Annotated in this window: 12 protein-coding genes; 8 read left to right on the forward strand and 4 right to left on the reverse strand. The window is 69.9% G+C overall.

From position 1 onward, the window contains the following. Window positions 1-56: 56 nt before the first annotated feature. From QSK15_RS24485 to QSK15_RS24505, 5 genes are all read left to right on the forward strand, one after another. Entirely contained in the window at window positions 57-1,379 is a 1,323-nt protein-coding gene (locus tag QSK15_RS24485; RefSeq protein WP_285796490.1) for a carbohydrate ABC transporter substrate-binding protein, read from the forward strand. 68 nt (window positions 1,380-1,447) lie between these two features. Continuing rightward, window positions 1,448-2,422, forward strand: a complete 975-nt coding sequence (locus tag QSK15_RS24490; RefSeq protein ID WP_285796491.1) for a carbohydrate ABC transporter permease — start codon at window positions 1,448-1,450, stop codon at window positions 2,420-2,422. Window positions 2,423-2,433: 11 nt separating this feature from the next. After that, window positions 2,434-3,312, forward strand: coding sequence for a carbohydrate ABC transporter permease (locus QSK15_RS24495; RefSeq protein ID WP_285796492.1), 879 nt, complete (start codon window positions 2,434-2,436; stop codon window positions 3,310-3,312). Between the two features lie 19 nt (window positions 3,313-3,331). Next, complete coding sequence (locus tag QSK15_RS24500) at window positions 3,332-3,511, forward strand: DUF6903 family protein (RefSeq protein ID WP_285796493.1); 180 nt, start codon at window positions 3,332-3,334, stop codon at window positions 3,509-3,511. A 120-nt stretch (window positions 3,512-3,631) separates the two neighbouring features. Beyond that, window positions 3,632-5,623, forward strand: a complete 1,992-nt coding sequence (locus QSK15_RS24505; protein ID WP_285796494.1) for a discoidin domain-containing protein — start codon at window positions 3,632-3,634, stop codon at window positions 5,621-5,623. A 66-nt stretch (window positions 5,624-5,689) separates the two neighbouring features. On the opposite strand, the gene QSK15_RS24510 is transcribed toward QSK15_RS24505, so the two are convergent. The 3 genes from QSK15_RS24510 to QSK15_RS24520 all read right to left on the reverse strand — a co-directional run bounded on the left by QSK15_RS24510 (window position 5,690) and on the right by QSK15_RS24520 (window position 8,187). Next, the gene (locus tag QSK15_RS24510) at window positions 5,690-6,604 is read right to left on the reverse strand and encodes a hypothetical protein (protein ID WP_285796495.1); all 915 of its coding nucleotides are present in this window, start codon (window positions 6,602-6,604) and stop codon (window positions 5,690-5,692) included. Window positions 6,605-6,613: 9 nt separating this feature from the next. Next, the gene (locus QSK15_RS24515) at window positions 6,614-7,477 is read right to left on the reverse strand and encodes an alpha/beta hydrolase (protein ID WP_285796496.1); all 864 of its coding nucleotides are present in this window, start codon (window positions 7,475-7,477) and stop codon (window positions 6,614-6,616) included. A gap of 113 nt (window positions 7,478-7,590) precedes the next feature. After that, the gene (locus tag QSK15_RS24520; RefSeq protein ID WP_030335512.1) at window positions 7,591-8,187 is read right to left on the reverse strand and encodes a helix-turn-helix domain-containing protein; all 597 of its coding nucleotides are present in this window, start codon (window positions 8,185-8,187) and stop codon (window positions 7,591-7,593) included. A 79-nt stretch (window positions 8,188-8,266) separates the two neighbouring features. Between QSK15_RS24520 and QSK15_RS24525 the strand changes: the two genes are divergently transcribed. Then, window positions 8,267-9,841 (forward strand): bifunctional NAD(P)/FAD-dependent oxidoreductase/class I SAM-dependent methyltransferase, encoded by a 1,575-nt coding sequence (locus tag QSK15_RS24525; protein ID WP_285796497.1) that lies wholly within the window; start codon window positions 8,267-8,269, stop codon window positions 9,839-9,841. A 267-nt stretch (window positions 9,842-10,108) separates the two neighbouring features. Next, window positions 10,109-11,770, forward strand: a complete 1,662-nt coding sequence (locus QSK15_RS24530; protein WP_285796498.1) for a DivIVA domain-containing protein — start codon at window positions 10,109-10,111, stop codon at window positions 11,768-11,770. Window positions 11,771-11,854: 84 nt separating this feature from the next. Here QSK15_RS24530 and QSK15_RS24535 read toward each other — a convergent pair whose 3' ends face one another. Next, the gene (locus tag QSK15_RS24535) at window positions 11,855-12,319 is read right to left on the reverse strand and encodes a hypothetical protein (protein ID WP_285796499.1); all 465 of its coding nucleotides are present in this window, start codon (window positions 12,317-12,319) and stop codon (window positions 11,855-11,857) included. 172 nt (window positions 12,320-12,491) lie between these two features. Here QSK15_RS24535 and QSK15_RS24540 point away from each other — a divergent pair, with 172 nt between their 5' ends. After that, the gene (locus QSK15_RS24540; RefSeq protein WP_285796500.1) at window positions 12,492-13,886 is read left to right on the forward strand and encodes a dihydrolipoyl dehydrogenase family protein; all 1,395 of its coding nucleotides are present in this window, start codon (window positions 12,492-12,494) and stop codon (window positions 13,884-13,886) included.

Below are 13,886 nucleotides of genomic sequence, written 5' to 3' on the forward strand. Positions count from 1 at the left end.
GTGCTCGCCTGTCACTTCCGCACCGTTGTGCGCACCGCCCACGGAGGACCACCCCCATGTTGAGAAAACCCATCGTCCTAGCCGTCGCCGCGGCGACGGCGCTCAGCCTGCTCACAGGTTGTTCCGGAGGCGGCGACAACGCCGACGGCAAGAAGAGCCTGAAGGTCGCGGCCTTCGAAGGCGGCTACGGCCGGGACATGTACCTCCAGGTCGTCGAGGCCTACAAGGCGAAGCACCCCGATGTGGACGTTCAGCTGCAGCTCTCGAAGACCCTTGAGGACGAGATCAGCCCCAACATGAAGGCCGGCAAGTTCCCGGACGTCGTGGTGCTGCCCCAGGGCCGCAAGGCAGCGCTCGCCGAGACGCTGGTCAAGGACAAGGCACTGGAGGACCTCACCGGAGTCCTGGACATGACGGTGCCTGGTGAACAGGTCACCGTGCGGTCCAAGCTCGCCGACGGGATCGTGGGCAACCTCAGCACCAACCCGTACAACGACGACAAGACCTACCTGATGCCGATGTACTACGCGCCGACCGGCCTGGTCTACAACAAGGGCCTCTTCGCGCAGAAGGGTTGGCAGGTCCCGACCACCTGGGACGACATGTTCAAGCTCGGCGACGCCGCCAAGGCCGAGGGCATCGCGCTGTTCACGTACCCGACCGCGGGCTACCTGGACTCGTTCTTCTTCGCGCTGCTCGCCGACGTCGGCGGTGAGCAGTTCTACAAGGACGCCATGACGTATTCCGACGGTGTCTGGAAGACCGCCCAGGCGCGCCAGGTCCTGGACATCACCGCCAGGCTGCTGAGCTACGCGGCGAAGACCACCGTGGGGTACGCGAACGAGCAGGACTTCACCAAGAACCAGCAGTCCCTGCTCGACAACAAGGCCCTGTTCATGCCGAACGGCACGTGGGTCGTCGGCGAGATGAAGGACGCGCCGCGCTCCCCGGGCTTCGAGTGGGCGATGGCCCCGCTGCCGGCGGTCAACGCCGGTGGCAAGCGCTACCTGACCACCATCGTCGAGTCGGCCTGGGTCCCGAGCGGCGCCCAGAACAAGGACGCCGCGAAGGACTTCGTCGCCTACCTCTACTCCGACGAGGCCGCCGGCATCTTCGCCAAGGCCAACGCGATCCAGCCGATCAAGGGCATCGCCTCGACGCTGCCCACCGAAATCAGCCCGTTCTACCAGCTCTACGAGGACCCGAGCATCTCCGCCCTGGTCGGTGGCTTCGCGAGCGCCGCGCCGGTCGAGGGCGTGAACATCAAGGGCACGCTCTTCGACACCGCGAACAGCATCATCAGCGGCGACAAGACTGTCGACCAGTGGCAGACCGCGCTGAACGACGCCAGCGAGAAGCTGCGGCAAGCGGGCAAGTGACGCCCCGGCGGCAGCCCGGAACCGGGCTGCCGCCGCCCCTTCCCCGCGAGACCCAAGGACTGGTCACGGTGACGACGACCCTCACTCCACCACCCAGGGGCGCCAGCAAGCGTGCGCCCAGCCGACCCCCGGTGTCAGCGCGTGGCAGCGCCGTACGCGGCCGGCCCGGCGACGGCCGTTTCGTCGCCGCCTGTCTGCTCCCGGCGCTGGCTCTGTTCGCGCTGTTCATGATCTGGCCGACCGTCAGCGTGTTCCGGATGTCGCTCTACAGCTGGAGCGGCTTCTCAGCGCAGATGCGGTTCGTCGGCCTGGACAACTTCACCAAGCTCGTCGACGACGAGCAGTTCCTCCGCGCGTTCCAGAACACCGTCGCGCTGCTCGTGGTCGTGACCGTGGTGACGATGGGGATGGGTCTGTTCCTCGCGGCCGTCATGACCCGGCAGAAGCTGCGCGGCCACACCCTCTACCGGTTCGTGCTCTACATCCCCAACGTGCTCTCCGTCGTGGTCATCGCGGCCATCTTCTCGGCCGTCTACGACCAGGAGAACGGCTTGCTCAACGGCACGCTCCGGCTGCTCTCGCTGGACGGCCTGCAACAGGTCTGGCTGGGCGACCAGAAGCTGGTGCTCTACTCGGTCGCGACAGCGATGCTGTGGCAGTCGCTCGGCTACTACATGGTCATCTACATGTCGAGCATGGCCAGCATCCCGGAGGAGTTGTACGAGGCCTCGGCGCTCGACGGTGCCTCGGCAGGTCGGCAGTTCTTCGCCGTCACGCTGCCGCTGATCTGGCAGAACCTGCGCACCACGCTGACCTTCTTCATCCTCAGCGCGGTCAACCTCAGCTTCGTGCTGGTGCGGGCGATGACCGGTGGCGGCCCGGACGGCGCCTCCGAGGTGCTGCTCAGCTACATGTACAAGCAGGCGTACACGAACTCGGCCTACGGCTACGGCATGGCCATCGGCGTGGTGATCTTCGCTTTCTCGTTCCTCGTGTCGCTCCTGGTGAGCCGCGCGACCCGGCGTGAGCCCCTCCAGTTCTAGAGGACACTCCCATGACCACGATCAACAAATCCGGTCCACGGCCCGGCCGTGGCCTCACCCACCTGCTCGTCGGTGCGATCACCCTGCTCATCGTGATCCCGGTCGGCTGGGTGCTGGTGGCCTCGCTGAAGCGCAAGAGCGAGTTCTTCGGCAGCCCGTGGACCCTGCCCGAGGGCCTGCACCTGCAGAACTACGTCGACGCGTTCGGCGGCGCGCAGATGGGCCGCTACTTCGCCACCTCGGTACTGGTCACGCTCCTCGGCCTGGTCCTCGTGCTGGCGGTCTCGGTGCCGGCGGCGTACGTCGTCGCCCGGTACGAGTTCCGCGGCAAGGGCATCGTCGAGGTGGCGCTGCTGGCCGGGCTGTTCGTCAACGTCAACTACATCGTGGTGCCGATCTTCCTGATGCTCGTCGACTGGGACCGCGCGCTGGTCGACGTGTTCCCCGACGGGTTCTTCCTCGACAACCCGGCGATGCTCTCGCTGGTCTACGCGGCGACCTCGATCCCGTTCACGATCTACCTACTGACCGCGTACTTCCGGTCGATTCCGGGGGACTTCGAGGAGGCCGCGCTGCTGGACGGGGCATCCCGGTTCCGGATCATGACGCGGGTGATGCTGCCGATGGCCCGACCGGCGGTCACCACGGTGATCCTGTTCAACTTCCTGGCGTACTGGAACGACTTCATCATCGCGCTGACGCTGCTGCCCGGTGAGGGCAAGACGTTGCAGGTCGGCCTGCTCAACCTGATGGCCGCGCAGAAGGCGGCCGCTGACCCGGGGCGGCTCTACGCCGGCATGGTCATGGTCATCGTGCCGGTGCTGCTCCTGTACGCGTTGATCCAGCGCCGACTGATCCAGGGCATGGCCGCCGGCGGCGTCAAGGGCTGAGGCCCGAGAAAGGGATGTCATGAAGGAACCGACGCGTGCCGTGCTGATCGTCGTCGCCCGGCTGCTGATCGCGCTCGCCTGTGTCGTCGCCGTGGTGGTCGTCCGACCCACTGTCGGCTGGGGCCATCTCGCGATCATGCTCGTTGCGCTCGCCGTCCTGATCGGTCTTCTCGCGGACTACAACAAAAAGTTCCGGTGAGCCGCGGCGTGCGGCGGGCCCGAGCTCCACCGGGGGCGTTCCCTCCCAGCGTACGAACGAGACAGCGCAAAAAATTGAAAGACTCCCCCACCCCGACCACCCCCACGGTTAGGACTCTCGATGCGCCTGTTCAGGTCCTCGTTGGTGGCTGTGACCACGCTAGCCACCGCAGTACTGGTCGCCGCGCCCCCCGCCGCGGCAGCCGCCACGAACTACTACGTCGACTGCTCCGCGAGCACGTCCGGCAGCGGCACCCAGGCCAGCCCCTGGAACAGCTTCACGCCGGTGAACTCCAGGACGTTCGCCGCCGGAGATCAGATCCTGATCCGGCGCGGCACCACCTGCGCCAACCAGCAACTCTTCCCCAAGGGTTCCGGCGCTGCCGGCGCACCGATCGTCATCGACGCGTACGGCAGCGGCGCCAAGCCGGTGCTGGCCGGCAACGGCGCGGTCGTCGACGTGGTGAAGCTCTACAACCAGCAGTACTGGGAGATCCGCAACCTGGACATCTCCAACAGGGGGTCGGCGATCGCCACCCGTCGCGGCGTGCACATCATCCGTGAGAACTCCGGCACCGGCACCTACTACCGGGTGACCGGGGTCGACGTCCACGACATCAACGGCAACCAGACCAAGAAGGACGACGACGCCAGCGCCGGCATCTTCTTCGAGGTCCTCGGCTACACCACGCAAACGAAGTTCGACGACGTGCTGATCAGCAACAACACGATCACCACAGTCGACCGCTACGGCATCCACTTCTGGACCCGGTGGATGGTCCGGCCCGAGCTGGCCAACCCCAACTGCGGTTCCACCTGCGGCACCTGGCTTCCGCAGACCCGTGTCGTCGTACGCGGCAACACGGTAACCGACATCGGCGGCGACGCCATCGACGTGCACCACACCCAGAGCGCCCTGGTCGAGAACAACCGGGTGGACGGCTTCCGGGTACGCGAGCCCGCGCAGTGCGCCGCCGGCATCTGGGGCTGGAACATCAACGACGCCCTGTTCCAGTTCAACGAGGTCAGCGGCGGCCGGAGCACCTGTGACGGGCAGGGCTTCGACCTGGACGAGGGCAACATCCGCACCATCTACCAGTACAACTACAGCCACGACAACGAGGGCGGCTTCATCCTGCTCTGCAACGGTGGAGGCTCGACCACCCGGGACAACATCGTGCGCTACAACATCAGCCAGAACGACCGCGGCCAGATCTTCGACCTGGTCTGCGCGAAACTCACCAACACGAAGATCTACAACAATGTCTTCTACGTGGGCGAGGCAGCCCAGATCATTAACAACGGCAACGGCTCGGCCGGCGCCAATGTGGAGTTCTACAACAACATCTTCTACGTGACCTCGACCCAGGCCAGCTACAACGCCGGCGCGCTGCTGTTCGACTCCAACGTGTTCTACGGCCAGCACCCCGCCGGCGAGCCCGCCGACTCGAACAAGATCACGGCTGATCCGCTGTTCGTCGCGCCGGGCACCGCCACCTCGATCAGCAACGCCGGTGGTTACCGGCTCCGCGCCGGCTCCCCGGCGCTGGCCAGTGGCCAGGTCATGACCACCCCGGGCAGCCGTGACTTCTTCGGCGGCACCGTCACCCAGGGTTGCCGTCCGGACCGGGGCGCACACCAGCTGAGCACGGTCTGCGTACCCAACGCCGGCATCATCTCACGTGCCGGTTGGTCCCTGAAGTACGCGGACAGCCAGGAGACGGCCGCCGAGAACGGCGCGGCGACCAACGCCTTCGACGGCAACGTCAGCACCATCTGGCACACCAAGTACACCGGCGGCAACGCCCCGATGCCCCACGAGATCCAGATCAACCTGGGTGCGAGCTACTCCGTATCCGGAATCCGCTACCTGCCCCGGCAGGACAGCGGCTCCGGGGCCGCCAACGGGCGCATCGGCCAGTACGAGGTCTACGTCAGCACTGACGGCACCAACTGGGGTACGGCTGTGGCCACCGGCACGTTCGCCAACAACGCCAGCCAGAAGGAGGTCCGGTTCACCGCGAAGACCGGGCAGTACCTGCGGCTGCGCGCCCTGAGCGAGGTCAACGGCAACCCGTGGACCACCGCCGCGGAGATCTACGCCCTCAACTGACCGGGCATACCGAGGAGCCTCCGGCATCGTGCCGGAGGCTCCTTGGCGTACCCCCGGTTGGGCTCATCACCTCGCGGGTGGCGCAACCGCCCCGGTCAACCGCCAGACCCTGCTCGCGACGTCGTAGACCATCCTGCGATCGCCCTGCTTCGGAACCGACTGACCGAGCCGCCACGGCATGGCGTGCAGTTCGACAGTCACCGAGCCCCGCGTCGGTGGGCCCAGCTCGCCGACCCAGTGCCGGCTCTCTTCGATCAGCCGCTGCACGGTCTCGACGTCGGGCGCCGTCACCTCCACCGCTGTGGTGTCGGCGAGCGCCGAGCCGACCAGCAGGGCCAGGAGCCGGCCCAGGACCGCCGCAGGCACCGCGGGGTCCGTCGTTTCGACAGACACGTAGCAGTCGTCATGCCCGGAGAACAACAGGCGTGAGCCTGCCAGAGCGGGTAGGACCGGCTCGTCGAACGTGGCCGTTCCGATGGTGACGATCATTTCGTCGACGCGCTCGGCGGAAGGCGTACCCGGCACGTCGACAAAGGTCAGCTCGTAGGGGTACCAACCGGCCAGGAACCGGGGCAGCTGCTCCCGGCGTATCAGCAGGGCCTCTTCGCTGAGGCCGACGACGCCGGATGTCAGGCTGCCGACTTGATGTGCCTCGAAGCTGACGCCCTGCTCCGCCGCGATCCGCGACGGAGGCCATTCCGCGAACCCTTCGTCCAGGAAGCTGTTGGTCCACAGGCCGGCAACCATGATGGTGTCGTTCACGGCGGTCATGAGCACATCGGCCAGCTCCGCGGCCTGCGCCGCGGTCGCATGGACCAGCCAGGAGCCCTCTACCTCGCGAACGCTGAAGCTCAACGGGAAGGGCGCCGCGTTCAACCCCACGCCGTTCACCGAGAACGCGCCGTGCGGGCCGACCTCGACCATCCCGGCGCCGACGATGGGGTAGCCGAAGGCGCCGTCGGCGACGTCGTAGGCGGTCACCGGGTCACCCTATTGAGGCGGCAGTGCCCCGGTGTCGGGGGTGAGGACCCGGGTGAAGAACGCCAGTGTGTCGCGGATCAGCGGCTCCAGCGGCACTCCGGCGAAACAGTGGTCGGCTCCCCGCACCACCGACAACTCGACCTCGGCACCCGCCGCGGTCAACGCCGCGGCGAGCTCCTCGCTCTGCCCCACCGGTACGACCAGGTCCTCCTCGCCGTGCATCAGCAGCATGGGCGGGGCCTGGTCGGTGACGTAGGTGATCGGACTGGCTGCCCGGCCCAGCTCGGGGTTGCCGGCCAACGGGGCGCCGATCAGCAGCGACTCGGGCGAGTCGGCGGCATCGTGGTCGATCGTCCCGGCCGGGTGGGCCTGCGACTGAATGGTCAGCAGGTTGGACGGCGCGTACCAGCAGACCGCCGCCTGAACGCGGGTGTCGTCCTGGTCGTCCCCGGTCAGCGCGAGCATCGACGCCAGATGTCCGCCGGCCGACTCGCCCCACACCCCGATCCGTTCGCGGTCCACGCCCACCGTGTCACCGTGTCGGCGCAGCCATCGCACCGCCGCCGTGACGTCGTCGAGTTGGGCGGGGAAGTGCGCCTCGCCGCTGAGCCGGTACTGCGCGGAGGCGACCGCGAAACCGGCCCGGATGGCGGCGGTGAAGGGATCCACCTCCATGAGCCACTCCGGTGGCTGCTTGGGCGAGCCGTACAGCCACGCGCCACCGTGGATCCACACCAGGACCGGGGCCGGCGCGGACGCTCCAGCCGGCACGGCAAGGTCCAACGTCAGCGGGCGGAAGCCCGGGACCTCGTTGACGACGATGTCACGATGCTCGACCCGGTCGGTCCAGCCGCGGAATGCCGCATCGATCATCGTGCCATCTTCGCACCGACGGCGTGCCCGGACAGGTTCGACCTCGCTCGACACGAGGTCAGCGCTGTCGGGGTGGTGGCGGGGATGCCCGATGACACCAAACCCCGCGTTGATCACTGCTGCTTGTCCGGACTGGCGGGACGGGCGCGGACGTGCAGCCGCTCCCCCTGTGGTCCGAAGAGACTGAGGGCTTCGGCGGTGCCCGGGCCGGGGTTGTAGAAGAGGTGCGGGATGCGGGTGTCGAACTCGGCCACCTCGCCGGGGGTGAGCGTCAGATCACGGTCACCGAGCAGCAGTCGGATCCGGCCGGAGAGCACGTAGAGCCACTCGTACCCCTCGTGGGCCTGCGGGATCCGGCCTCCGGCGGACGGGTCCGGCGGGAATATCTGCTTGAACGCCTGCACACCGCCCGGTCGGCGGGTCAGCGGCAGGTACGTCACGCCGTGCCGGACGATCGGTTTGGGGCGCACCCGGGGGTCCCCGGTGGCCGGAGCGTCGACCAGCTCGTCCAGCGCCACCTGATAGGCCCTGGCCAGCGGGAGCAGCAGCTCCAGGGTCGGTCGACGGCTCCCGGACTCCAGCCGGGACAGGGTGCTCACCGAGATGCCGGTCAGGTCGGCGAGCTGGGTGAGCGTGGTGCCGCGTTGGTGACGGAGGGCACGCAGCCGGGGGCCGACGGCCGCCAGCGCGGCACTGTCCTCGTTTGCCATAACGGCAAGGATAGTTGCCACCGGGCTGGCGGCGGCGGATGGTGGGGACAGCCGACAGAACAACGAGGGGGACAATCCGGTGGACGAGACATACGACGTGGTGGTGGTGGGTGGCGGCGCTGCCGGGCTCAGCGGCGCCCTGGCGCTGAGCCGGGCCCGACGGTCGGTGCTGGTGATCGACTCCGGTGAGCCGCGGAACGCGCCCGCCGACCGGATACACAACTACCTGGGCCGGGAGGGTACGCCGCCCGGTGAGCTGCTCGCTGTCGGACGGGCCGAGGTGGCCGGGTACGGCGGTCAGTTCCGCACCGGGCGGGTGCGCACCGCCACCCGGGACGACGACGGGTTCCAGCTCAGCCTCGACGACGGCGAGCCGGTGCGCGCCCGGCGGCTGCTGGTGACCACCGGGCTGACCGACGAACTGCCCGACGTGCCCGGCCTGGCGCAGCGGTGGGGGCGCGACGTGCTGCACTGCCCGTACTGCCACGGCTGGGAGGTCCGGGACCGTCGCATCGGCATCCTGGCGACCGGGCCACTGGCCGTGCACCAGGCGGAGATGTGGCGACAGTGGAGCTCCTCCGTGCTGCTCCTGCTGCACGACACCCCGGCGCCGGACGCGGAGACGGCCGAACGGCTCGCCGCCCGCAGCATCACGGTGGTGCCGGGCCCGGTCGCCGCGGTGGAGGTGACCGACGACGCGCTGACCGGGGTGCGGCTCGCCGACGGCCGGGTGGTGGCGCTCGACGCGATCGTGGTGGCGACGCGACTGACCCCCCGCGCCGACCTGCTGGTGGGGCTGGGCCTGGCCCCCGAAGAGGTGACGATGGGTGAACATGTCATCGGTGCCCAGATCCCGGCCGACCCCACCGGCGCGACCACCGTCCCCGGTGTCTGGGTGGCGGGCAACGTGGCCGACCTCCGGGGACAGGTGATCACGTCCGCCGGGGCCGGGTTGACCGCCGCGGCGGCGATCAACGCCGATCTCATCGCCGAGGAGACCCGCGACGCGGTGGCCGCGTACCGCCAGTTGGTGGCCACCACGTTCGAGGAGCCGGCGTGGGAGGAGCGCTACCAGTCCCGTCCCTCGGTGTGGAGTGGCCGGCCGAATCCGCAGTTGGTCGCCGAGGTCACCGACCTGACCCCGGGGCGCGCGCTGGACGTGGGCAGCGGCGAGGGCGCCGACGCGGTGTGGCTGGCCGCGCGTGGTTGGCAGGTGACGGCGGTGGACATCTCCAGCACGGCACTGGGCCGGGCCGCCGCGAACGCCGAGACCGCCGGGGTCGGTGACCGGATCGAATTCATCCACGCCGACCTGCGGGACAAGCCGCCCGCCGAGCAGGCGTACGACCTGGTGTCCGCGCAGTTCATGCACCTACCCGCGGAGCAGCGGCGGGAGTTGTTCGCCGGGTTGGCCGCCGCGGTGGCACCGGGCGGCGTCCTGCTGATCGTCGGCCACCACCCGTCCGACCTGTGGGGGGCGGCGCACCGGATGCACATGCCGGACGCGATGTACACCGCGCAGGACGTGGCCGCCGATCTGGACCCGGCCCACTGGGAGGTGCTGACGGCGGAGGAACGCGCCCGTCTCGCCACCAACCCCGACGGCGAGGACGTCACCCACCACGACGCGGTCCTGGTCGCCCGCCGACGCTGACCCGCACCGACCCGTCGCCCCGCGTCCGCACGTCGACCCGCGTCGATCATGGACTCTTCCCGGATGACAAAGGTGGTGGAGCAGCACCTTTCCGGCATCATGAGTCCGTGATCGGCGCGGGAACGGGGGGACGCGGGGCGACAACGTGAGAGGGGGTGGGGCAGGACTTCGCATGAGGTCGGCTCGGCGGTAGCGTTGCGCCACACTGACGGCCCGTGGGGCAGGCGACCGCCGACCCTGACGCCCCGATCGTACGGAGGATGGTGCATGTCCATCGGCGCTGAGCCGCACGCAGCACGCGACGATGCGGCCTCCCGGCCGAGCTTCGAGCTCGCCCTGCGCGGATACGACAAACGCCAGGTGGACCGGCACCTGGAGCAACTCGACAGTCAGATCGCGATGTTGAGCCGCGAGCATGGACAGTCCGCCGTCCGCGTCCGTGAGTTGACCGCCGAGGTGCAGCGGCTGCGTGCCGAACTGGCCGAGCTTCAGGAGCAGCCCGTGCAGGTGGACCGCGCCTCGTTCCACGACCTCGGCCCGATGGTCGGCGAGATCATGGCACTCGCCGAGAAGCAGGCCGGGATCATCACCGAGTCGGCCACCGACCGGGCGAACGAGCTGCGCAGCGAAGCTGAGCGGATCCTCGCCGACACCCGTGAGCGGTCCGCGCAGGCACGTCAGGACCTGGCCGAGGAGCTGGCCGCCCGGCGGGCCGAGCAGGAGCAGGCGTACGAGGAGCGGCGCACCCTGGCCGAGGCCGAGTTGACGGCGATCCGTGAGCACGCCGAGCAGTTGCGGGCCGACGGTGAGGCCGCGCACGAGCGCGCCCAGCACGAGGCCAAGCGGATCACCGAGCAGAGCGCGCAACAGCTCAACCAGACCCGGGTGGCCGCCGACGCGCTGATGAAGTCGGCCCGTACCCAGATCCAGCAGGAACTCCAGTCCGCCCGCGCCAAGAACCAGCAGGAGATGGCCCAGTGGCAGGCCAACGTGGAGCGAGAGGTCAACGAACGGCGCACCGCCGCCGAGCAGGACATCGCCGAACAGCAGGCCGCCGCTGAGCAGGAGCTGGCCGAGCAGCGCAGCGCGACCGAGCAGCAGATCGCCGCGCTGCTGGCCGAGGCGCAGCAGCACGTGACCGAGCTGCGCAACCGCGCCGACGAGCAGGCCGCCAGCCAGCAGCAGCAGCTCGCCGCCCTGCAGAAGGAGCTTGACGAGCGCCGGCAGGAGGCCGCGGAGCTGCACGCCGAGCTGGACACCGGCCGCCAGCAGCTCGCCGAGATCCGCCAGGAGGGCGAGGCGCTGGAGAACGAGCTGTCCCGGATGCAGCAGCGGCTCAGTGAGGTCCGCCGGGACCTCACCGCCGAGAACGCCCGACTGGACGAGGCCCGCCGGGCCGGGGACTCCGCCGAGCGGCACGCCAAGGAGGTCCGCGCCCGCGTCCAGCGGGAGGCCAAGCGGGTGGCCGACCTCGCCGCCGCCGCGGTGATGGCCGCGGCAGCCGGCGGTACGGAGACCGCGGAGTATCCGATGGTGGGTTCCCGCTCCAGCGCCGATCGACCCGCCCCCGAGCGGACCGGCGTCGAGCAGCTCACCGTCGACCGCGTCGGCGTCGACCGGCACGCCACGGAGCAAGCGCCGGCGGCTGACGCCGACGCCGATCGCGCCACGTCCGACCGCTCCCCTGTCGACAGTGGCCCCGCCGACGGGGCCCCGGCCGAGCAGGTGGACGGCGACCCGGCCGAGCAGGTGAGCGGCGCGGCGGTGGTGGCGGACGAGCCGGCGGCGCCGGACGCTACGGCTGCCCGTGAGGTGAGCGCCGACGCCGAGCCGATCTTCCCCCGGCACATCGGCACTGACGCGCCGACGCCCGTGCCGTTCCTGGCCTTCGGGCAGCCGGTCAGTGAGAACGGCGCCGCCCGGCACTGATCCCAGCAGCGGTTGCACCCGGGCCCGGAGCACCTCCGCAGAGGCCCGGGTGCAACCGTCCGGTCGTTCACCGCTAAGGGCCGCTCACGCAGGAGGCTGAGCTGACCGAGCGAGGTACCTCCGCAACTCGGCGGCCTCCTCGTCGCTGAGGACGGGGGCGAAGTCGAGGTGCTCACCGGGGTGGACGGCGGTGCCGGAACCGGCCACCGTGACGAACCAGGCGCCCCCGTGGCCGAACCAGTGCGCCTGGCCGGCCCGACCGAGGTCGACTCCGCTGGGGTCGTCGCCAGTGGAGACGATGCGCACCCACTGCCCGTCGCGCCCGTACGGCGGCTGAGGGATCACCACGTCCAGGCGGGCCTCGGCGATCTGATCCACCGGTACGCCGAACAGGCGGGCCGCACCCTGGCGTGCCACCGTGCGCACGTCCCGCAGGCTACCGGTGGCGCCGGCCAACACCTCCCCGTCAGGTCCTTCGACCAGCACCGCGTACGACCGATCCGGCTCATGGCGGACCCGGGCACGGAACTGCGGCGGGACGTCAGGCATCCACCGATGATCCCTCACCTGCCGCGCCGCGTGGGTCCTCGGCACCTGATCAGGGTCGGGGTGGATTCTGCGCGGAACCGGATCGCGGCGCCCGACGGAGCTGGCAGGCTGGGCTGGCCGACGTGCACCAGCGGTGGCCGCCGGCCTGACCGGTGACCGAGAGGAGCGCCGGGTGACCGACCAACCGGAGGAGTTCGACCTGCTCGTCGTCGGTGGCGGCAAGGCCGGGAAGACGTTGAGCATGGACGTCGCCCGATCCGGGCAGCGGGTCGCCATGGTCGAGCGGGGCATGATCGGCGGCAGCTGCATCAACGTCGCCTGCATCCCGACCAAGGCGTTGGTGACCAGCGCGCGGGCCGCCCGCCAACTGGGCGACGCGTCGGCGCTCGGCCTCACTGTCGACGGCGGCCGGGTCGACGTGGATCTGTTGCGCGCGCACAAGCAGGACGTGGTCGAGGGGATGGTCGCCGCCAACCGGCAGCAGTTCCTCGACTCCGGCCTGCACCTGGTGATCGGTGCGGCCCGGTTCGTCGGCCCACGGACCGTCCGGGTGGCCCTCGCCGACGGCGGCGAGCGGCTGCTGCGCGGCACCGACGTCGTGATCAACACGGGGACCCGCCCCCATCTGCCGTCGGTGCCCGGGATGGCCGAGGCCGGGGTGCTCACCAGCGACGAGCTGCTGCGCCTGGATCGGCTGCCGGCCCGGCTGGCGGTGCTCGGCGGCGGCACCGTCGGGGTGGAGTTCGCGCAGATGTTCGCGTCGTTCGGCAGCGCGGTGACGCTGGTCGAGGGCGGTCCACGGCTGCTCACCCGGGAGGATCCCGACGTGAGCGACGCGGTGATGCGCGTCTTCCTCGACGACGGCATCGACGTACGGGTGGGTGTGGCGGTCGCGCGGGTCGACCGCAATCCCGACGGCGCGTTGCGGGTGACGCTGGACGACGGCGGCATGGTGATCGGGGACGACGTGCTGGTGGCGGCCGGCCGGGAACCGGTCACCGACGGGCTCGGCCTGGACGTGGCCGGCGTACGGCTCACCGAACGGGGCTTCGTGGAGGTCGACGAACACCTGCGCACCACCGCCGAGCACACCTGGGCGGCCGGAGACGTCGCCGGCAGCCCACAGTTCACCCACGTCTCGTTGGACGACTACCGGATCATCAGGGCGAACCTCGCGGGCGGCCAGCGCAGCACCACCGACCGGCTGATCCCGTACACCGTCTTCACCACCCCGGAGCTGGCCCGGGTCGGGCTGACCGAGACCGAGGCGCGCCGCGCCGGGTACGACGTCCAGGTCGCCCACCTGCCGGTCGCCGCCATCCCCCGGGCCCGCACCCTGCGTCAGACCCGGGGCATGTGGAAGGCGGTCATCGACACCGGCACCGACCGGATCCTCGGCGCGGCGCTGCTCGGCGCCGAGGCCGGCGAGGTGATCACCTCCGTGCAGCTGGCCATGCTCGCCGCCATGCCGTGGACCGCCCTGCGGGACGCGGTCATCACCCACCCGACCATGACCGAGGGCCTCAACCTGCTGTTCGCCTCGCTGGAGTCCCGCCCGGTCCGCTGA

Source organism: Micromonospora sp. NBRC 107095 (genome assembly GCF_030269705.1).
Classification (GTDB): Bacteria; Actinomycetota; Actinomycetes; order Mycobacteriales; family Micromonosporaceae; genus Micromonospora; species Micromonospora parva.